This is a genomic window from Janthinobacterium agaricidamnosum NBRC 102515 = DSM 9628, assembly GCF_000723165.1.
GTDB lineage: Bacteria > Pseudomonadota > Gammaproteobacteria > Burkholderiales > Burkholderiaceae_D > Janthinobacterium > Janthinobacterium agaricidamnosum.
Genome location: NZ_HG322949.1, coordinates 4,848,826 through 4,869,440 on the forward strand (window position 1 = coordinate 4,848,826; position 20,615 = coordinate 4,869,440).

A 20,615-nucleotide genomic window follows, 5' to 3' on the forward strand; every position below is an offset into this window, starting at 1 on the left:
ATTAGTGAGCTTCCTTGTTATTATTGCTATGAGATCCAATCAAATGCTGCACGGCCCGTTCCATTTTCATGAAGCGGGAGCCCTTGATCAATACCGTTGTTTCCGGATGGCCGGCAAGATGCGCATCGAGCGCCGCCAGCAAACCGTCGAACTGTTCAAAATATTCCACGTTGACGCCATGCACATGGCGCGCCAGCTCGCCGGTGACGAGCACATGCTCGATCCCCTTGGCGGCCGCATACGCGCCGATCTCTTCGTGGAATTGCCTGCCTTGGGTGCCGACTTCGCCCATGTCGCCCAATGCCAGAATGCGCGGCGCGCCGGCTTGCGCCAGCACGTCGATCGCGGCGCGCACCGAATCGGGATTCGCGTTATAGCTGTCGTCGATGACGGTGGCGCCGTTCGGCGCGCGCTTGTGCTGCAGGCGGCCCGCCACCGGCGCGAACGCTTCCAGGCCGCGCTTGATGGCGCCGGCCTCGACCCCGGCGGCCCAGGTGCAGGCCACCGCCGCCAGCGCATTCAACACATTGTGCCGGCCGGCCGCCGCCAGCGCGACGAAAAACTGCACCAGCTGGCCATCCGGCTGGCGCACGCTGACGAACAGGTCGCTGCCGAAATCCTCGGCCGGCCGGTGGCTGCAGCTGACCGTGGCGTCCTTGGTCAGGCCGAACGTCAGCACGCGGCGCGCGCCGGACAATTCGGTCCACAGCGGGGTAAATTCGTCGCCGTGCGGGAACACCGCGACGCCGTCGGCCGGCAAGCGCTGCAGCACCGCGCCGTTCTCCAGCGCCACGGCTTCCACCGTATGCATGAATTCCTGGTGTTCGCGCTGGGCGTTGTTGACCAGCGCCACAGTCGGTTCGGCGATCGCGCTCAGGCGGGCGATTTCGCCGGGATGGTTCATGCCCAGTTCGACCACCGCGGCGCTGTGCGCCACGTCGAGCCGGAACAGCGTCAGCGGCACGCCGATTTCATTGTTCAAGTTGCCGCGCGTGGCCAGCCGGCCCTCTTCGCTGTAGGCGGCGGCCAGCACCGAGGCGATCATTTCCTTGACCGTGGTCTTGCCATTGCTGCCGGTGACGCCGATCACCGGCAGGTCGAACTGGCGGCGCCAGTAATTGCCGATGCGGCCCAGCGCGGCCAGGGTGTCGGGCACGATAATCGCCGGCAGCGGGAAACCTTCAGGCACTTGCTCGGCCACCACCGCCACCGCGCCGGCCTGGACCACCTGGTCGAGGAAGGCGTGGGCGTCGAAGGTCTCGCCGCGCAGCGCGACGAACAGCGCGCCGGCCGGCACGTTGCGGCTGTCGGTCGACACGCCCTTAACCAGCAGGTCGCCGGCGGCGTTGTCGGACAAGGCGGCGCCGGGGATCGCCGACGTCAATTGTGCCAGTGTGGTGCGCATCAATTGGTCCTCATCATGGTCAAACGGGCCGACAGCGCCAGCTGGGCGTGGTCGGTATCCGAAAACGGCAATTTCTTGCCCTTGATTTCCTGGTACGGTTCATGGCCTTTGCCGGCCAATAAAATCACGTCGGCCTTGGCCGCGTGCTTGATGGCCAGCAAAATGGCGGCGGCGCGGTCTTCCACCGTCTGCAGCGCCGAGCCGGGATGTTGTTGATTCATGCCTGCGACGATTTGTTCAATGATGGTATGCGGATCTTCGCCGCGCGGATTGTCGCTGGTGACCAGCACATGGTCGGCCATTTGGGCGATCGCGCCCATTTGCGGACGCTTGCCCGGATCGCGGTCGCCGCCGCAGCCGAACACGCACCACAGCTGGCCGCCGCGCTCCTGCGCCACCGCACGCAAGGCGGCCAGGGTTTTTTCCAGCGCATCCGGGGTATGCGCATAGTCGATGACGACCATAGGCGCATCCTGGCCGCCGACTTGCTGCATGCGTCCCGGCGCCGCTTGCAGCGCTTCGATCGCTTCGATCGCGGCGCGCAGGCCAACGCCCTTGGCCAGCAGCGCGCCCATCACCGCCAGCGCATTGCTGATATTGAAGTGACCGACCAGCTGGGTCTTGACCAGCGCCAGGCCGAACGGCGACTCGAGGTGGAATTCGGTGCCGGCGTGACGGCTGCGGAACTGGCTGGCGCGCAGCATGGCGACGCCGTCCAGCCCAGGCAAGGCCGCACTGTCCTGCAGCGTGTAGCCGACCAGCGGCAACTTGCCGGGCAGCCTGCCGCGCAGATGCCCGGCCAGCCGCAAGCCCATCGCGTCGTCCAGGTTCAGCACCGCGCTTTGCAGGCCGGGCCAGTCGAACAATTTGGTCTTGGCCTGTTCATAGGCCGCCAGGTCGCCGTGGTAATCGAGGTGGTCGCGGGTCAGGTTGGTGAACAGCGCGACGTCGAAATGCATGCCGGCCGCGCGCTGCTGGTCGAGGCCGATCGACGATACTTCGATCGCCAGCGCCTCGGCGCCGCGCTCGCGCATCTCGGCCAGCTTGCGCGCCAACAGCACCGCGTCCGGCGTGGTGTAGCCGGTGACGTCGAATTCGACGTCGCCGCGGGCCCGGCTCAGGCCGACGCCCAGCGTGCCGATCACGGCGGTCGACGCGCCGAGGCGCGACAGCGCCTGGCCCAGCCACACCGCGCAGGAAGTCTTGCCGTTGGTGCCGGTCACGCCGACGCTGAACATGGCGCGGTCCGGCTGCCGGTAAAAGGCGTGCGCCAGCGGGCCGGCCTGGCGTTTCAGCCCGGCCACGGCCAGGTGCGGCAGCTGCCACTGTTCATTCCAGGCAAAGTCCGCGCCGTCGTAGACGATCGCGGCGGCGCCCTGGGCGATCGCGGCGGCGATAAACGCGCGGCCGTCGCCGACATCGCCGGGATAGGCAAAAAACACGTCGCCGCGCTGGATGCGGCGCGAGTCCGACGCCAGCTGGCCGGCCGGCGCCACGGCGCTGATCCAGGCACTGATTTCTGTTAGGGTCATGGGGGTTATCGCAGTTGACATTACATCGCCTCCGGACCGTTGCTCGGCGGCGCCACGATTTCGGTCACCGAAGAATCCGGCGGCACGTTCATCGCGCGCAGCGCATTGGTGGCGATCGCGGCGAACGCCGGCGCGGCCACCTGACCGCCATAGTGGGCGGGACCGGTAGGTTCATCGATCATCACGGCAATGATGAAACGCGGCGCCGACATCGGCGCCATGCCGACGAAGGAGCCGATGTATTTGCGCGGCATCGCGTACTTGCCGTTTTCAACCTTGTAGGCGGTGCCGGTCTTGCCGCCGACGCGGTAGCCTGCCACCTGGGCCCGTTTGGCCGAGCCGTGCGCGCCGGACACCACCAGCTCCAGCATGTCGCGCATTTCGGCGGCGGTTTCCGGCTTGATGATTTGCTGGCCGACCGGCAGTTCGTTCACTTTCTGGAACGACAGCGGTATCGTGTCGCCGCTGCGGGCGAACATCATGTAGGCGCGCGCCAGCTGGATCAGCGACACCGAGATGCCGTTACCGTAGCTCATCGTGGCCTGCTCCACCGGACGCCACGATTTATACGGCCGCACGCGGCCCGCCACGGCGCCCGGAAAGCCCCATTTCGGCTGCTGGCCGAAGCCGACCTTGGTAAACATTTCCCACATATCCTGCGCCGGCATGCTCAGCGCGATCTTCGACGAACCGATATTGGACGACATTTCAATCACTTGCGACACGCTGATGACGCCATGCGCCGAGGTGTCGGAAATGGTGCGGTCGGCGATCGTGAAACGGCCCGGCCCGGTATCGATCAGCGTGGCCGGCCTGACCTTGCCCTTGTCGAGCGCCAGCGAAACGGTGAACGGCTTCAGCGTCGACCCCGGCTCGAAGGTGTCGGTCATCACGCGGTTGCGCAACTGCTGGCCGGTCAGCGTACGACGGTCGTTCGGGTCGTAGCTGGGATAATTGGCCAGCGCCAGCACTTCGCCGGTGTGCACGTCGAGCACCACCGCGCCGCCGGCCTTGGCGTTGAATTTCTCGACCGCTTCCTTCAGCTGGGTAAACGCGATGTACTGGATCTTGCTGTCGACCGACAGCGTCAAGTCCTTGCCGTCGTGCGGTTCGTGGATGAAGCCGATGTCCTCGACGATGTGGCCGAGGCGGTCCTTGATCACGCGGCGGCTGCCGGTGGCGCCGGCCAGCGTTTTTTGCTGCGCCAGTTCCATGCTCTCCTGGCCGATGTCTTCCACGTTGGTGAAGCCGACCAGATGCGTCATGACTTCGCCTTGCGGGTAAAACCGCTTGTATTCCTTGCGCGCGTCAATGCCGTCGATCTTCAGCGCGGCGATCTTGTCGGCGGTTTCCATCTCTACCTGGCGCTTCAGGTAGACGAAGCTGCGGTCGGAATCGAGTTTTTTGCGCAATTCGGCTTCGCTCATGTCCAGCAAGCCGGCCAGCGCGGTGATTTTTTCAGGCGGCGCCTGCAGCACATCGTCGGGAATCGCCCAGATCGCCTTGACCGGCACCGACGACGCCAGCACCTGGCCATTGCGGTCGGTGATCTTGCCGCGCGTGGCCGGCAATTCCAGCGTCCGCTCATAGCGGCTGGCGCCCTGCTTTTGCAGGAACTGGTTCGACACGCCCTGCAGCCACAGCGCGCGCGCGCCGAGCGCGCCAAACGCGGCGAACAGCACGAACAGCACCACGCGCGAACGCCATACCGGCAGGCGCACCGCCAATACCGGATTCTTCGAGAAGGGCACGCCCTTCGAGGCCGCTACACGTGCGCCGTCGCGGCTGCCGCCGAGCTTCATGGCTGGCCCTCCGTCAGGTACTGGGTGCGCGCGGCGGTCAGCGGCGTCATGTTCAGGTCGCGCCGCGCGATCGCTTCGATGCGCTCATGCTTGCCCAGCGTCGACTGGTCGAGCTGCAGCTGGGCCCAGTCGATGTCGAGCTGGCGCGACAACGCTTGCGCGCGTTCCAGGTCGATCAGCAAATGGCGCGCCTGGTATTGGGCGTTGACCAGCGATAGCGCGCAGCCGACCAGCAAGGCCGCCAGCACGGTATTGAGCTTGCCGCTCATACGACGCCACCCTGGCCGGCCGGCAGCGGCAAACGCTGCGCCACCCGCATCACCGCCGAGCGGGAACGCGGATTGGCGTCGATTTCGGCATCGGACGGCTTCATCTTCGCAATCAGCTTCATTTCCGGCTGCGGCAAATCGACGGCGCGGATCGGCAGGCGCCGGTCCGGCTGCTCGACATTCGCCTTGGAAGCGAAAAAGCGCTTGACCATCCGGTCTTCCAGCGAATGGAAGCTGATCACCGCCATGCGCGCGCCCGGCGCCAGGCAGTCATACGCCTGGCTCAGCCCAATCTCGAGATCTTCCAGCTCCTTGTTAATGAAAATCCGGATTGCCTGAAAGGTGCGGGTTGCGGGGTCCTTACCCTTCTCACGGGTCTTGACGGCGCCTGCCACGATAGCGGCAAGCTGTCGTGTGCTTGAAATTGGCTGGACTGCCCGGCCAGCAACAATCGCCTTTGCAATCTGAAAAGCAAACCGTTCTTCCCCATAATCGCGTATTACCTTTTCCAGTGTCTGTTCGGTTTCCACAGCCAGCCACTCGGCCGCCGAGACGCCGCGCGTGGTATCCATGCGCATGTCGAGCGGGCCGTCGTTACGGAAACTGAAACCACGCGCCGCGTCGTCCACCTGCGGCGAAGAGATGCCCAGGTCCAGCAGGATGCCGTCGACCTGGGAAATACCGCACGCCGCCAGGCTGGCCGACATGGTGGCGAAGCTGTCATGCACGATGGTGAAGCGCGGATCCTTGATTTGTTCGGCGGTGGCGATGGCCTGCAAGTCCTTGTCGAAGGCGACCAGGCGCGCCTGCGCGCCCAGCCGCGACAGGATCAGGCGGCTGTGGCCGCCGCGTCCGAAAGTGCCGTCGACGTAGATGCCGTTGGCGCGTGCGCCGGCCAGGTCGAGCGCGTCGACCGCCTCGTCCAGCAGCACCGTACGATGCTGAAATTCCGGCACCGGTAATATTGTCATCACGGAGCCTTAAAAAGAAAAATTGGATAACACATCGGGAGTGCCCGCCTCGATTGCTTGCTGCTCTTTTTCGGCAAGCTTGGCGGCGTCCCAGATTTCAAAATGGCTGCCCATGCCGATCATCATCACCTCGCGCGCCAGACCGGCGGCGTTGCGCAATTCGGGGGAGATCAGCACCCGGCCGGCCGAGTCGAGTTCGACATCGACGGCGTTGCCGAGAAAGATACGCTGCCAGGCGCGGGCCGACATCGGCCATGCGGCGATTTGCTGGCGGTGGCTTTCCCATACCGGGCGCGGAAAAAACAGCAGGCAGCCGTCGGGATGCTTGGTCAGGGTCAAGCGGCCTTCGCATTGAATCGACAGCGCGTCACGGTGCTTGGCGGGGATGGACATCCTGCCTTTGGCATCGAGATTGATTGCGGACGCGCCTTGAAACACGAATGACCTTTGATTTTGGATTATTTTGGCGCGGTGAGCGCGACGCTGAAACAGGGAAAAATTCCCACAAAAACACACTTTTCCACACAGTTGCCCACTTTAGAGGAAGCAAAGATAGTGGTCAAGCGGTTTCCGATTGGAAAAAAAGGAATTTTATTAATGAAATTAAGGACTTAGCGGATATCTTTGAAGAAGCCTCGTATGAAAATATATCGAGAAATTAGATACTTATGAAAGATAGTGAATGTTGTACCTCATCTGCACACATGTGTTTGCCTACCGTAAACATCCAAAAACGCAAAATTTTTAAATTGAAACAAATACATATAGTTGATAGATGACAACAAATCATGCCTCTCTCTGCGGCCCAACTTCATGCGTGATAAATGTTTTAAATTTAATCATTCAAGCCCGGCGTTTTTTCGGCAATCCGGCCATTCGCAAGGCTTGGCGACAGCCGCCAGGAGCAATACCGACACATGGAAATAGATTTATTTTAAATAACTTTTTAATCCAATTTTCCCGGAAATTTGTATAGACAACTTTTTGCAAAAATGAAGATTTTAAATATAAAAAAAGCCCCGCTGCGGGGGCTGGTTTGATACCAACGGTGATGCGTTCGGCCGCTTTCGGCGGCTGAAACAGCATCACGGCGTGATATTACGGCCGGAAAACGGCCATCGACGGGCCGCCAATCATCGATATTGGCGCGCCGGGGAATTCAAGTGAAGCAGGCCGATAGGCCGGATTTTGTTACGGCGCAAGCTCTTGCGAACCCGCGCTATGACAGCCATTCCTCTAGGCGCCTGATTACTCAGGCGCTCAAGCTTTCTACCCGCACGCTCCGCGAGCAGCATCATCGCGTGCCTATTTGAAATTGCACCAGGTGGAGGTTACCGCGTTTCACCGTAACTGAATACGCTCGTCTCTGTGGCCCTATTCCTCGCCTTATACCTTGGGCTTGCGCTTGCGGCTTTCAGCGGACGGCCGTTAACCGTCACCCCGCTCTATGGAGTCCGGACCTTCCTCCCGCCGGCGCATTGCTGCGCCAGCCAGCGACTGTCTGGCCTGCTTCACCCGCATTGTACCGCGCCGCGGCACCATTCTGCAAAGACCAGGCGCGACGGGGGTGCATGACACTGGCACCGGACGCGATTGAATGTGAAATTTGGTGTCGCCATTTCAAAAGCCCGGCAAAACCGGCTCACATAGAATGGCAGCAGCCGACGTCCATATGGATCAGCCATAGCGGCGCCGATTCCCCACTGCGATCCTTTTAAAAGAACCGACCATGACACAACCTTCCCGTACCGGCGGCCAGATCCTGGTCGACGCCCTGCAAGTCCACGGCGTCGACACCGCTTTTGGCGTACCTGGCGAAAGCTATCTCGACGTGCTCGACGCGCTGCATGATTCCGGCATCCGCTTCATCATCAACCGCCAGGAAGGCGGCGCCGCGTTCATGGCGGAAGCCTATGGCAAGCTGACCGGCAAGCCAGGCATCTGCTTCGTCACGCGCGGCCCGGGCGCCACCAACGCGTCGATCGGCGTGCATACGGCTTACCAGGATTCGACGCCGATGATCTTGTTCATCGGCCAGGTCGGCAACGATTTCATGGACCGCGAAGCCTTCCAGGAAGTCGATTACCGGCGCATGTATGGCCAAATGGCCAAATGGGTCACGCAAATCGACCGCGCCGAGCGGATTCCCGAATACCTGGCGCGCGCCTTCCAGGTCGCCACCAGCGGCCGCCCCGGCCCGGTGGTGCTGGCCTTGCCGGAAGACATGCTCATCACGCTGGCCAGCGTGGCCGACACCCGCCCTTACCAGCCGGTGCAGGCGTCGCCGTCGGCGGCCCAGATCGGACAATTGCGCGCCATGCTGGCGACAGCGAAAAATCCGCTGGTCCTGTTGGGCGGCACGGTCTGGACCGAGCGCGCCTGCGCCGACCTGCAACGCTTCGCCGAAGCCAACGCCTTGCCGGTGGCATGCGCCTTCCGCTTCCAGGACTTGCTCGACAATGCGCACCCGAACTATGTCGGCGACGTCGGCATCGGCATCAACCCGACACTGGCGGCACGTATCAGGAATGCCGACCTGATCCTGGCGATCGGGCCGCGCCTCGGCGAAATGACCACCAGCGGCTACACGCTGATCGCCGCACCGGTGCCGCAGCAGCGGCTGGTGCATTTCCATGCCGACGCGGAAGAACTGGGCAGCGTGTACCAGGCTGAACTGATGATCAACAGCGGCATGCCGCAAGCGGCCGCGATGCTGGCCGCGATGGAACCGGTGGATGCGGGCGCATGGCGCCATACGGTGGCCGAAGCGCGGGCCGAGCTGGCCGCGTGGCAACAGCAGCCGCCGGTATTCCACGATGGCGCCGCGCCGCTGAATTTGTGGCAAGTGGTGCAAGACATCATGGCGCAAGCGCCGCGCGACACCATCATCACCAATGGCGCCGGCAATTACGCGTCGTGGGCGCACCGCTTTTACCGTTATGGCGGCATGCGCACCCAGCTGGCGCCCACCAATGGCGCGATGGGGTATGGACTGCCGGCCGGCGTGGCGGCCAAGATCGCGGCGCCCGAGCGCACCGTGATCACCTTTGCCGGCGATGGCGAATACATGATGAACGGCCAGGAATTGGCGACCGCGGTGCAATACCGCGCGGGGCTGGTGGTGATCGTGTTCAATAACCAGATGTACGGCACCATCCGCATGCACCAGGAACGCGATTATCCGGGCCGCGTCTCCGGCACCACGCTGCACAACCCCGATTTCGCGGCGCTGGCGCAAGCGTATGGCGGCCACGGCGAAGTGATCGATACTACCGAGCAATTCGCAGCGGCACTGGCCCGCGCGCTGGCCTTTGCCAACGAAAAACAATTGCCGGCCCTGATAGAGCTGCGCTACGACGGCAACCTGATCACGCCGAATACCACGCTGGACAGCATCCGCCGCAATGCGGAGGCGGCGCTGGCCGCCCGCTAAACTGTTGCTGCAAGAGAGGAAAGATCCCGGAGTGGCATATCCGGGCTTTTTTTAAGCCTCGGGCAACTCCTTCGGCGCCGGGCAAGGCTTGCAATTCTTGAGCTTGGCGCCAAAATCCTTCACCAGCGACAACTTCATCGGCATCGATGCATCGCCGCCGCAATACGCGCCTTCCAGCGTCAGGCTCTGGCCATCGCGGGCAAACTTGCCGACGATCTTGCGCTCTTCCTCGTCGGCGCCCTGCACCGTGAAATCGAACACGCCCGTGGCCTGGTCCAGGTTGACGTCGCTGGCCACTACCGGCCAGCTCAGCGCACCTGCGGTAAACTCATAGATGACCGTGTCGGCCTCGGCAAAACGGTGCAGCGTAATGCGCTGGCCGCCGATGTCGCCGCTGTCGCTTTGCAGGCACAGGTCGGAATACACCGCCACGCCATAACGCGCCAAGCCTCGCGACGCGCTCTGCTGCCTGGCCTCGGCCTTGGCCTTGGCCTTGGCGGCCACGGCCGCTCCCGCCAGGCCGCCCAAGCCCAGCACTACCGCGCCGGCCAGGGCCAGGCGGACGATACGACGATTTTTATTCATATGGTTACTTTCGCTTTGGTGGTGGCACATTTTAACCGCTGCCCGGCAAATGCAAAAACGCGCCGCCAGGCCTGAGCCTGACAGCGCGTTTTTTACACCCGCATCCGCAAACGGATGCTAGGCGTTTAATGCATTTTCGGTGAACCGAAAATTAGAACGAGTGACGAACACCAACGTTGAATGCCTTATCGCCGGTACCGACTTCGCTGTTGCCACCAACGGTGTAACCAGCGCCGTTTTTGTTTTTGATCTTGGCGTACGAAGCGTAGGTGCTGGTACGTTTCGACAGAGCGTAGGAGTAACCCAGTGCCCATTGATCAGCGTCAGCGTTAGCAACGCCTTTATCGTTGGTTTTGATGTACGAAGCCATCACGGTGCCAGCTGGACCAACTGGGATCGTTGCGCCGACCAGCAGGTTGGTGCTGTCGGTGCTAGGAGCCACGGTAGCGTAGCCGTATGGATTCTGGATCGATGCATCCAGATGACCAGGGGTACCAGCAGCAAAGTTGGTGTTGCTCAGGCCCGAATTGTAGGTGGCGCTGTTGATACCTTTGTTGGTGCCGTATGCCAGGTAAGCTTTAACAACGGTGAAGTCGTAGTTAGCGGCAGCCAACCAGTTACGGGCGCTGCTGCGCGAAACGCCAGCAGCGGTCGCGGTAGCAACACTGTCGTTGTTGGTGTTGTTGTACACCAGACGTGCATTCAAAGGACCGTTAGCGTAGCCGAACGATGCGCCGATTTGACGGGCAGCTTTGTTCGAATCAGCTTGTTCGCCGAAGGTGTAAGCCAGGTCGCCGCTGAAGCCGCTGAAATCCGGGGTCGCGTACAACACGGTGTTGCTGGTGCGGGTGTTCGCTGGGAACAAGTTCTTAGCGGAACCAGCGTAGCCCACTGCGAATGGATCAGCGATTTTCGACAGGGTGTTGTAGTACGGGGTGTATTGACGACCCAGGGTCACGGTACCGGCATCTTTGCTGCCCAGACCGACGTACGATTGACGATTGAACAGGGTGCCAGCTTTGTCTTGGGCGCCGGTGTCAACGCTGAAACCGCTTTCCAGAACGAACAGTGCCGACAGGCCGCTGCCCAGATCTTCAACGCCTTTGAAACCCAGGCGGGAAGCCGAAGCATTGCCGCTGCTGATTTTGTTAACTGTGCCTTGAGCACCGCCACGCTCGCTGACGAACGATGCGTCAACGGTACCGTAGATGGTGACGCTCGATTGAGCGTGAGCGATGCCGGTCGAAGCGGCAGCCAGAACTGCGAGGGAGATCAGAGTTTTTTTCATTGCTGTTTCCTTTATTTTTGAAGCAAAAAATTAATACGGCCTATGCATCTCGTGCGGCGCTTCAAGAGCGCTTTTTATGGGTGAGGGCAAGGTCTCCACCTGCCACGCTGCTGCTCCGGTCAGGGGAACAAGCTCACATTCGTCGCGGCGCGTTTTGCGCTGGTTTTATCGGATCGGCGCACATCTTGCACCAGATCGGTGCGCAAGGCACCGGAGGCGGCACTATACTGACCGAGCCACATTTCATCAAGTTCCAGCCTGTGACTGCCGGTATTAAAAAATGGACCCAACCACCTCCGATAAAACCGTCAATACCGCGACCCCACTGTAGCGCCGCGCCTTTCCGGCCGATGCAATGGCTGATTGACTGTCGCTATGGTAACGCATGCCTCTACGTCATCCGTTGTAATTCCACAACAGTATCAAACACTTGACAGAATATCAACCTGCTCCAGCCATCATTTCGATCGACGATTTACTCGACGAAGCGGACAATTAACCGGGCGATAATGCATAAACGGGACGAAGCATACACCGCATCGGCAATCTTTGCTGCGCGCCCCTTTTTGGTGATCCCACCATGGCCCAGTTTGCCATAGGGAAAACCGCTCTGCTACAGAGGGGGAACAGGGAGTTGTAAGCACGCCACAAAATGGTGCAGATAGTGCTTTAAGGCAAAGCGAAATTTCTTGCCGATATCTCTACTTCTTGTATTTCTGATGATGGATTATGTTGCCACATCAACCATACTGATGCGTATAACACATGCGATTCCTCTCATCAATTGAAACAATTCCTTACAATCTTCATACACGTTTTTCGTTGTTTTTCCGCACCAAAAGCACGGTTTTAGGTGTTTCAAACGATTTAAGCTTGCTTTAAGAATTATTTTCAGCGTTTCTTAATATTGCTTTTAAAAACGGCGCACCATTTTAGTGCGACGATTTTCGATGGCATGGAACACCTCAACCAGTCGCCGCCCTTTTCAGCAAGCGCATCAAGCCGCCCAGCAACGGCAGCTTTTCATACAATTCCTCGGCGGCGTCCCAGTAATCGCGGTGCATGGCGACCAGGCCGGCCTCGAAACGGAGATGAGTGGCGCCGCGCACGCATTGCTCTTCGCGCACAAAGCGCTTCATGCGGAAACGAAATTCCCAGGTCAGGAAAGCATCGTCGCCTTGCAGTACGCTGCTCAGCACGACAAAGCGCGGCTGATGCACCTGCACAAACATATGTTCGAAGATGCGCACAATAGCGGCATGGCCGCCGACCTCGTTAAACGGGTCCTTGAAACTGGCGCCGGGAGCGTAAATGGCCGTCACGTCCGGTACCGACTCCGGCGTCAGGGCTTGATAAAAATGCACCAGCCGGGCCAGTGCGGCCTGATTATCGATCACATTCGTCGTATTGCCCATCATGTCGTTCATAAGCCTGTCACCTTGCGCACCAGCCAGAAATACAGACGGTAAGGCAAAAGCCTGGCCAGCCGCAAGGAATTGGTGAACCGTCGGGGAAAGTGGATGTGGAAAGCGCCGCGCTCGATGCCGTGTAGCAATTGCTGTGCGGCGGCTTCGGCCGTCATCAGTGCCGGCATCTTGAAATCGTTGCCGGCAGTCAAAGGCGTCGCGACAAAACCGGGATTGATTTGATATACCGCAATCCCACGCGGGTGCAGGTCAAAATACAGCGATTCCGTTAAATTGATCAGCGCGGCCTTGGTCGGGCCATACACCAGCGCCTTCGGCAAGCCGCCATAACCGACCGCCGATGCGACAATGCCGAGGCCGCCGCTGCACTGCGCCAGCAGCACCGGCAATACCAGGTCCAGGCAATTGAAGACGCCGCGCAGGTTCAAATCGATCATGCGGTTGGTGGCGGCCAGGTCGAAACTGTCGGCGCGCATCTCGTTATAGCCGCCGGCGACCACCAGCACCAGGTCGATGCGCGGCCAGCTGGCCAGCAAGCTGTCGCGCGCTGTTTCCACGCTGCCATGGTCGGTGATATCCAAAGGCAAGGCCAGCGCCAGCGGCTGGTCGACACACGCTTGCCGCAACGCCGCCTGATTGCGTGCCGATAAGGCCACATGCGCGCCTTGCTCCAGCAGCAAGACGGCCGTGGCGGCGCCGATGCCACTGGACGCGCCGATCAGCCACACATATTTTCCGGCCCAGCCATCGATGCGCGGGTTCATGGCGTACCACGCTTATTGAATGACAAGGTCACCGCGCCCAGGTTAATCCCGAACTTGCTCATCACGGCGCGGTTCAGCATCACCTTATCGTCGATCAAGAACATCCAATCCTCGAAGGTCACGTCATAGACCTTGCCGTCGACCGGCAGCGCCAGCACATAATTCCAGCGCAAGGCGTTCCCCGCGACGATGCCGAGCGCCTCGCCGACCACATCGGGCGCGCTGCCGATAAAGCGGCCGGGGCCGGTCTTGCGCAAAGTCCACACGCGTTTTTGCCTGCTGCCGTCCGAATAGGTGAACTCTTCATCCAGCGTGCCGGTATCGCCGTCCCAATGGCAGCGTAACACCACGGTAAAGCGCTTGATGACGGTGCCGGAACGGTCCTGGAACATGCCGTGCGCATCCAGCGTGCCATTGAAATAATGCTGCACGTCGAGTTGCGGCGTTTCGGCGGCATACCATTCGGGCGGCTTCGGCGTCGAACAGGCGGCCAGGCTGATAAGTATGGCGGCGCAGCAAAGGCTGCGCCATGGTTTGCATAAGACAACCCGCATGATGGCCTCCCTTAGTTAGTTGCTTCGAATTATTTTTTCATCAGCAATCTCGCAGCGGCGCGCGCCACAAGATCCACGCGGCCAGTAACTTCAATGCGCAGGGCAACAAGGCATACGCCGCCGACAGCGCGACCTGGCCGCTGTCACGGCCGGGGACATAACCCAGCCAGGCCAGCAGGGGCAGCGCAATGCCGGCCGCCAGCGCCAGGCTCATTTGCACGCCCCAGTTCCACCAGCCGAAATAAGCCGCTGCGCGCGGTCCGCCATCGCCATCGGCGGCGATCAGACCGGCCAGCAACGCGGGCGGCAAGGCCAGGTCGGCGCCCAGCGTCAAGCCGGACAACAGGCAAATGGCCCCAAAACCGAGCGCCGCGCCGGCGCCCAGTGCGTAAGCCCACACAAATATCAGCGCCGACAGCAACATCGCGGCCAGCCACGCGCGCGCTTCGCCAAAACGGCGCGCCATGACCACCCACAGCGGCATCGACATGGCGGCGGCGCTGAAATAGAGGATCAGGAACAGGCCGGCGTCATGGCCGAGCCGCAAACGGTCTTCGACAAAGAACAGGAATAGCGTGGCCGGTATCGCCGCCGCCACGCCATTGACCAGCAGCACGCCGAACAGCGCGCGGAAGCGCCGGTTGTGAAACGGCGCCAGCACATCGTCCAGCCTCAGCAATGGCCGCGCGGCAACAGTGGCGAGCGGACGCGGCGCCCGCGACAGCAGCAAGGCGCCTGAACATAACAAGGCGCTGCCAAATACCAGCGACAACACGTCGTAGCCGAGGCTGCCGGTCAACGCCGCCGCCAGCAACACGCCCAGCAAGCCGCAACCCTCGCGGACGGCGGTCACGCGCGAACGCTGGGCGATGTCGCCGCTCAAGGCTGCGCCCCAACTTTGATGGGCAATCGTGGCCAATCCAAAACCGCCATACACCAGCAGCAGCGAAAGCAGGAACCAGGCCATGCTTGCCAGCCATGCCAGCGGCGGCGGGTGGAACAGCGCGCCAAAGCCCAGCAACAGCAACGGCATCGACACCATCACATACAGGGAATCAGGACGCTGGCCGCGCGCCATCCACCAGCCCAGCGCCGGGTCGATACAGGCGGCCAGCAGGCGCGCGGCCAGCAACACGGCGCCGATGGCGGCCAGTCCGAGGCCGCTGTTCGCGGCATAAAATTGCGGTACATACACATAGATCGGCAACGCGACCATCGCCAGCGGCAAGCCGAAACAGCCGTAGGCCAGCAGCGCCCGGAACGATAGCCCGGCCATGCTGCTCACGGCCGCGGCGCCGCGTCCAGCAGCAAGGCGCTGCGCAACTTGGGCGCGGTGCTGTGCGGCGCCAGCCAGATCGCAAAAAATGCCCGGGCGAAGGCCGGGTCCGGCACGTCCGCCAATCGCGCGCCATCCAGATAAAAACGGGCGCCGCCGCCCGCCAATTGCACACCGGCAATATTCTGGCCTTCTGTCACATCGGGAAAGATGCGTTGCATGCTGGCCAGCCATTGCTGGCGCTGGGCCTCGCTGCCGGCGCCGATCTTTTTCATTTGATCGTAGCTTGCCTCGGCAATTTTCTGGCCATTCAGCGCACGCGCATAGCGCAAGTCGAGCACGAACGGCGCCGCATCCGGCGCGGCATCGCGGTAGCCTTGCGGGCCGACCCACAGTTGCGCCTGATAAATGGTCAAGCCTAACCACGTAAAACTGCCCTGCCCCGCCAGTCGCGCCTGCGGCACTTCCTGCTCGACATAGGCTGGCGCCGCGCCCGCCAGCGCGGGCATGGCCAGCAAGGTACGTAACAGCAGGCCACACATGCCTTGCCGCAGTCGGGACAAAATGGTCGGCGCCATCGCGGCCTCAGCTTTTGATCAGCGTAAATTGCATCACATCGGTATTGCCGGCCATGAAGGCAGCTTCGCAATACGCCAGGTAAAACTCCCAGGTCAGCAAGAAGCGGCCGTCGAAGCCCTGTTGTTCCAGGGCCAGCCGCTGCACACCAAACGTGACACGCCATTGGCGCAGCGTTTCCGCGTAATCGAGACCGAAACAGAATTCATCGGCCACGATCAAACCATGTTCAGTGGCGCAGCGGCGGAATGCCGATGGCGATGGCAGCATGCCACCCGGAAAGATGTATTGCTGGATGAAATCGGTACTCTTGCTATACCGGTCAAACAAGGCATCGTCGATGACAATCGTCTGGATGCAGGCCCGGCCGCCCGGCTTCAGGTTGCGCGCGACGCAGGCAAAATAGCTGGGCCAGTAACTCTGGCCGACCGCCTCGAACATTTCAATCGACGCGATGGCGTCGTACTGGCCGGCGCTGTCGCGGTAATCGCACAGTTGCAAATCGGCGTGATCGGCCAGGCCGGCGTCGGCCAAACGTTGCCGCGCATATCCGAGTTGCTCGGTAGACAGCGTCAATCCCGTCACATGGGCGCCCTGGTCGCGCGCGGCGGTTTCGGCAAAGCCGCCCCAGCCGCAACCGATTTCCAGTACCCTGGCGCCATCGGCGATCCGCAGCTGGGCCAGGATGCGGCGGTATTTCGCCAGTTGCCCCTGCTCCAGGTCTTGCCCAGCGCCGCCGGCGCTGAACAAGGCGCTGGAATAGGTCATCGACGGATCCAGCCACAACTGGTAAAAGGCATTGCCGATATCGTAGTGGGCGTGGATATTCTTTTTGCTGCCGGCACGCGAATTGCGGTTGAGCAAATGCTTGAGCCGGTACACCAGACGCCCCCACCAGCTGCCATAAATCAGCGCTTCGATTTCCGAACGGTTGCGTATCAGCAATTCTATCAAGCCTGGCAGATTATCGGTTTTCCAGTCGCCGGTGATAAAGGTTTCGGCAAAGCCGATATCGCCCGAGCGCAGCACCGCGCCGCACAGATTCCAGTTGATCAGGTCGAGCACGATGGGCTGCGAATTGTCGCCGTAGTGCATGATGGTGCCGTCCGGCATGATCAGGCGCAAGGCGCCATGTTTCAGCCCCGGCAGCATATTCAAGATCAAACGGGCCGGCGCCGGCAGCCGCGCGCTATCGTAGGAAAAACCGCCACTGCTGCGCGCCAACGGCAGCAGCGTCGACTGGCTGGACAGGGATTTGACATTCATCGGGACACCTCTTGTTGGGGCGGAACGGGTTTGCTAAAGAACGGCACGCGGCGCAGCCACAGGCGCAACGCTTGCCAATGAATCTTGAAGACCACGCCGAAGCTCATCAAAGGATGCGCCAGGAAGGCACCGGCCAGCGCCAGGTCGCTGATGGCATGGGCCTGGCCGGACAAGCTGGTTTTTAACAGCGGTCCACGGGCGTCGTCGTAATCGATACACGCCAGATGGCGCTCCTGTGCACGCTGGCTGCGCAGGAAGCGGAAGCGGTAAGCGCCTTCGACGCGGCAAAACGGCGACACATGGAATATTTTCTTGGCGCTCAGTTCGCTGCCATAAGGAATCGCGGCGCCGGTTTCCAGCAAATACATATGCCGTTCGCCAAAGGTATTGCGCACGTCGCACAACACGGCCCGCAAACTGCCGTCGCGCCGATGGCAAAACCAGAAACTGATTGGATTAAAGACATAACCCAGCACGCGCGGCATGGTTTGCAGCCAGATTTCGCCATCGGCATCGAGCACCCCATGTTGCCGCAGCAAGCCATCGATCCAGGCCAGCAGCGGCTGCTGGCCGTCGCCATGGTCGCTGTCGCGGAACGACAGCAGATTCCAGCGGTTGCGCGACAGCAGGCGCGACGTAAAACCGGCATCGCCCATGCTGCGCAGCGGCAAGCGCAAATAATAGATACCGTAGCTGAAAGCGTGGCGGCGCGGCTGCAGCCGCGTATGGCGCACCTGCCCCAGGCACAGTTGCGGCGTATTCAGTGCAGACAAGAAGGGTTCAGGCCGCATGGCTCAGCGCGGCCAGGCCGTTCAACGCGGCAGCCACGGCCAGGCCGGACTTCAAGCCGTCTTCATGGAAACCGTAACCGGTCCAGGCGCCGGCGAACCAGGTGTGTTGCCGGCCCTGCAAGGTGGCCAGCTGGCCTTGGGCGGCGATGGCCGGGCCATCGAACACGGGGTGAGCGTATGAAAATTCGTCGATGACACGGGCCGGGTCCGGTTCATCGATCGGATTCAGCGATACGATCACCGGCGTGCTGAACGGTACCGGCTGCAACATATTAATCAGGTAATGCACGCACACTTGCGGCGTGACGCCATTGACGGACGGACCGCCCTGGTAATTCCAGGCCGACCACGCCTTGCGGCTGGCCGGCAGGCATGTCGCGTCGCTGTGCAGCACGGCACGGTTTTGCTGGTAGCGCACGGCCGACAATACCGCCCGCTCATCGTCGCGCACATCGGCCAGCAGGGCCAGCGACTGGTCGCTATGGCTGGCCATCACCACATGGTCGACATGCTCGATGCCGGCCGCCGTTTCCAATTGGATCATGCGCGCCCCGCCGTGGCTGTGGCGGCGCACCGACAGCACCGGGCAATGCAGGCGCTGCTGCGGTATGCCGGCCAGCAATTTCTGGACGTACTGGCGCGAGCCGCCGCGCACCGTGCGCCACTGCGGCCGGTCATTGACTTGCAGCAAGCCGTGGTTATGGCAAAAGCGGAGGAAGGTCGTGATCGGAAAGGCCAGCATTTGATCCGATGGGCAAGACCAGATGCAGGCCGCCATCGGTAATAAATACCAGTGGCGGAATTGCTGCCCATACGCATGGGCATCGAGGAAGTCACCCAGCGATGTCTGCGGCATGTCCCCGCTGACAGCCAGGGCACTGGCCTGGCGGTTGAAGCGCATGATGTCGGACAACATCCGCAAGAATTGCGGACTGAGCAGGTTACGGCGCTGCGCGAACACCGTGTCCAGGTTGGCGCCGGCCCATTCCAGCGTGCGTCCGCCCAGCGGCATCTTGACCGAGAACGACATGTCGCTGTCGGCCGTTTCCACCTGCAAGCGCTCGAACAGCTCGACCAGGTTCGGGTAGGTGGCGTGATTGAATACTAAAAAACCGGTATCGACGCCATGCGTCACGCCATCAAGGCTGACATCGACGGTATGGCTGTGGCCGCCGAAATAATCGCCAGCCTCGAACAAGGTCACGTCCTGTCCGGCCTGGGCCAGCTGGTAGGCGCATGACAAGCCTGAAATTCCCGCACCTACGACTGCTATCTTCATGAGACCGCCGAAAAAGTTGTTTTCAGGACAAATATTGCCTAAGGAATAGTCAAACAATTATTGATTCATGTCAATTTGCTGAAACCACTCCTGTGCAGAACTTATACGCAGGCAATACCCGAAACGGATTCAACTGTTTTTCACATCGGCATTACGACTGGCAAAGCGGTAGTCATGCCGATCGCTGATGCAGCGCCAGCCCGCACAATGTTGCCATTCAAGCAGGGATAGCTGAAGCGGCCGGCGCGCTCTGGTAAAATAGCCACCATCTGATCCCTCGTGTCCGGTGTTACCGGGCATATGCTTGAAGCGCCCTCAACCACACATCCATGTTTAGTTTCTTCAAGAAAAAAACTGCCGCTCCTGCCGTTGCGCCGCAACCCGCCGAAACCATCGCGCCGCTGGCACCTCCCCCCACCCCGGTTTCCGCCCCGCCGGCGACGCCAGCAATCCCTGCAGTCGCTCATACGCCGCTCGCCAGCGACGGCGAAAAGAAACAATCGTGGATGTCGCGCCTGAAGGCCGGTTTGTCGAAAACCTCATCGACGCTGAGCGTGCTGTTTGTCGGCGCCAAGATCGACGACGACTTGTATGACGAGCTGGAAGCGGCGCTGCTGATGGCCGACGCCGGCATGGACGCCACCGATTACCTGCTGACGGCGCTCAAGAAAAAGGTCAAGGAAGACAAATTGCTCGATGCCGACGCCGTCAAGGCCGCGCTGAAAGTCTTGCTGATCGATTTGCTGACCCCGCTTCAGCGGCCGTTCGAGCTGGGGCGCCACAAACCGCTGGTGATGATGATTTCCGGCGTCAACGGCGCAGGCAAGACCACCACCATCGGCAAATTGGCGAAACACTTGCAAACCCACAATCAATCGGTGTTGCTGGCCGCCGGCGACACCTTCCGCGCCGCCGCCCGCGAGCAATTGATGGTCTGGGGCGAACGCAACAACATCACCGTCATTTCGCAGGAGTCCGGCGATCCGGCCGCCGTCGCATACGACTCGGTGCAATCGGCCAAGGCGCGCGGCATCGATGTGGTGATGGTCGACACGGCCGGCCGCTTGCCGACCCAGTTGCACCTGATGGAAGAATTGAAAAAGATTAAACGCGTGATCGGCAAGGGCCTGGAAGGCGCGCCGCATGAAACCTTGTTGGTGATCGACGGCAATACCGGCCAGAACGCGCTGGCCCAGGTCAAGGCTTTCGACGACGCGCTGACCTTGAGCGGCCTGGTGATCACCAAGCTGGACGGCACCGCCAAGGGCGGTGTGCTGGCGGCAATCGCCCGCGTGCGGCCAGTGCCGGTGTATTTCATCGGCATCGGTGAAAAGATTGAGGACTTGCAGCCGTTCGTGGCTGCCGAATTTGTCGAAGCGCTGCTCGGATAAGGCCAC

Annotated in this window: 20 protein-coding genes and 1 other RNA gene; 3 read left to right on the forward strand and 18 right to left on the reverse strand. The window is 61.3% G+C overall.

Going from position 1 to position 20,615, the window contains the following annotated elements:
• Position 1: 1 nt before the first annotated feature.
• The 6 genes from GJA_RS20785 to mraZ are packed head-to-tail and all read right to left on the reverse strand — an operon-like array spanning position 2 to position 6,417.
• Positions 2-1,405 (reverse strand): UDP-N-acetylmuramoyl-tripeptide--D-alanyl-D-alanine ligase, encoded by a 1,404-nt coding sequence (locus GJA_RS20785; RefSeq protein ID WP_038496100.1) that lies wholly within the window; start codon positions 1,403-1,405, stop codon positions 2-4.
• Positions 1,405-2,937 carry a UDP-N-acetylmuramoyl-L-alanyl-D-glutamate--2,6-diaminopimelate ligase gene (locus tag GJA_RS20790; protein ID WP_038496102.1) on the reverse strand — a complete coding sequence of 511 codons (1,533 nt, stop codon included), beginning with the start codon at positions 2,935-2,937 and terminating at the stop codon, positions 1,405-1,407. The genes GJA_RS20785 and GJA_RS20790 overlap by 1 nt, the downstream gene beginning before the upstream one ends.
• A gap of 20 nt (positions 2,938-2,957) precedes the next feature.
• A complete protein-coding gene (locus tag GJA_RS20795) occupies positions 2,958-4,739 on the reverse strand; it encodes a peptidoglycan D,D-transpeptidase FtsI family protein (protein ID WP_038496104.1) in 1,782 nt (593 codons plus the stop codon).
• Positions 4,736-5,008 (reverse strand): cell division protein FtsL, encoded by a 273-nt coding sequence (gene ftsL / locus GJA_RS20800; protein WP_038496105.1) that lies wholly within the window; start codon positions 5,006-5,008, stop codon positions 4,736-4,738. The genes GJA_RS20795 and ftsL overlap by 4 nt, the downstream gene beginning before the upstream one ends.
• On the reverse strand, positions 5,005-5,979 hold the full coding sequence (gene rsmH, locus GJA_RS20805) for a 16S rRNA (cytosine(1402)-N(4))-methyltransferase RsmH (protein ID WP_038496107.1): 975 nt from the start codon (positions 5,977-5,979) through the stop codon (positions 5,005-5,007). Before rsmH ends, ftsL begins: the two co-directional genes overlap by 4 nt.
• A 9-nt stretch (positions 5,980-5,988) precedes the next feature.
• On the reverse strand, positions 5,989-6,417 hold the full coding sequence (gene mraZ, locus GJA_RS20810; RefSeq protein WP_038496109.1) for a division/cell wall cluster transcriptional repressor MraZ: 429 nt from the start codon (positions 6,415-6,417) through the stop codon (positions 5,989-5,991).
• Between the two features lie 2 nt (positions 6,418-6,419).
• Between mraZ and GJA_RS27535 the strand changes: the two genes are divergently transcribed.
• Positions 6,420-6,641, forward strand: a complete 222-nt coding sequence (locus tag GJA_RS27535; protein ID WP_144241608.1) for a hypothetical protein — start codon at positions 6,420-6,422, stop codon at positions 6,639-6,641.
• A gap of 181 nt (positions 6,642-6,822) precedes the next feature.
• Here the strand turns inward: GJA_RS27535 and GJA_RS27540 are convergent, their stop codons facing one another.
• On the reverse strand, positions 6,823-7,068 hold the full coding sequence (locus GJA_RS27540; RefSeq protein ID WP_144241609.1) for a hypothetical protein: 246 nt from the start codon (positions 7,066-7,068) through the stop codon (positions 6,823-6,825).
• Between the two features lie 72 nt (positions 7,069-7,140).
• An RNA gene (rnpB, locus tag GJA_RS26435) (RNase P RNA component class A) lies at positions 7,141-7,492 on the reverse strand.
• A 216-nt stretch (positions 7,493-7,708) separates the two neighbouring features.
• On the opposite strand from rnpB, the gene GJA_RS20815 reads away from it, so the two are divergent.
• Entirely contained in the window at positions 7,709-9,412 is a 1,704-nt protein-coding gene (locus GJA_RS20815) for a thiamine pyrophosphate-binding protein (RefSeq protein WP_038496111.1), read from the forward strand.
• A 51-nt stretch (positions 9,413-9,463) separates the two neighbouring features.
• Here the strand turns inward: GJA_RS20815 and GJA_RS20820 are convergent, their stop codons facing one another.
• The 10 genes from GJA_RS20820 to GJA_RS20865 form a co-directional block, all read right to left on the reverse strand.
• Positions 9,464-9,997, reverse strand: coding sequence for a hypothetical protein (locus GJA_RS20820; protein ID WP_038500640.1), 534 nt, complete (start codon positions 9,995-9,997; stop codon positions 9,464-9,466).
• Between the two features lie 151 nt (positions 9,998-10,148).
• The gene (locus GJA_RS20825; RefSeq protein ID WP_038496114.1) at positions 10,149-11,285 is read right to left on the reverse strand and encodes a porin; all 1,137 of its coding nucleotides are present in this window, start codon (positions 11,283-11,285) and stop codon (positions 10,149-10,151) included.
• Positions 11,286-12,250: 965 nt separating this feature from the next.
• Positions 12,251-12,712, reverse strand: a complete 462-nt coding sequence (locus GJA_RS20830; protein ID WP_038496116.1) for a nuclear transport factor 2 family protein — start codon at positions 12,710-12,712, stop codon at positions 12,251-12,253.
• Entirely contained in the window at positions 12,709-13,476 is a 768-nt protein-coding gene (locus GJA_RS20835) for an SDR family NAD(P)-dependent oxidoreductase (protein WP_038496118.1), read from the reverse strand. Before GJA_RS20835 ends, GJA_RS20830 begins: the two co-directional genes overlap by 4 nt.
• Positions 13,473-14,030, reverse strand: a complete 558-nt coding sequence (locus tag GJA_RS20840) for a DUF3833 domain-containing protein (RefSeq protein ID WP_038496119.1) — start codon at positions 14,028-14,030, stop codon at positions 13,473-13,475. Before GJA_RS20840 ends, GJA_RS20835 begins: the two co-directional genes overlap by 4 nt.
• A 40-nt stretch (positions 14,031-14,070) precedes the next feature.
• The gene (locus GJA_RS20845; protein ID WP_038500642.1) at positions 14,071-15,306 is read right to left on the reverse strand and encodes an MFS transporter; all 1,236 of its coding nucleotides are present in this window, start codon (positions 15,304-15,306) and stop codon (positions 14,071-14,073) included.
• A 5-nt stretch (positions 15,307-15,311) separates the two neighbouring features.
• Entirely contained in the window at positions 15,312-15,848 is a 537-nt protein-coding gene (locus GJA_RS20850) for a chalcone isomerase family protein (RefSeq protein WP_038500644.1), read from the reverse strand.
• Positions 15,849-15,891: 43 nt separating this feature from the next.
• The gene (locus GJA_RS20855) at positions 15,892-17,148 is read right to left on the reverse strand and encodes an SAM-dependent methyltransferase (protein WP_038496121.1); all 1,257 of its coding nucleotides are present in this window, start codon (positions 17,146-17,148) and stop codon (positions 15,892-15,894) included.
• Positions 17,145-17,939, reverse strand: a complete 795-nt coding sequence (locus GJA_RS20860) for a DUF1365 domain-containing protein (protein ID WP_038496123.1) — start codon at positions 17,937-17,939, stop codon at positions 17,145-17,147. The genes GJA_RS20855 and GJA_RS20860 overlap by 4 nt, the downstream gene beginning before the upstream one ends.
• A complete protein-coding gene (locus tag GJA_RS20865) occupies positions 17,929-19,218 on the reverse strand; it encodes an NAD(P)/FAD-dependent oxidoreductase (protein ID WP_038500647.1) in 1,290 nt (429 codons plus the stop codon). The genes GJA_RS20860 and GJA_RS20865 overlap by 11 nt, the downstream gene beginning before the upstream one ends.
• 329 nt (positions 19,219-19,547) lie before the next feature.
• Between GJA_RS20865 and ftsY the strand changes: the two genes are divergently transcribed.
• Entirely contained in the window at positions 19,548-20,609 is a 1,062-nt protein-coding gene (ftsY, locus tag GJA_RS20870) for a signal recognition particle-docking protein FtsY (RefSeq protein WP_038496125.1), read from the forward strand.
• Positions 20,610-20,615: the final 6 nt, after the last annotated feature.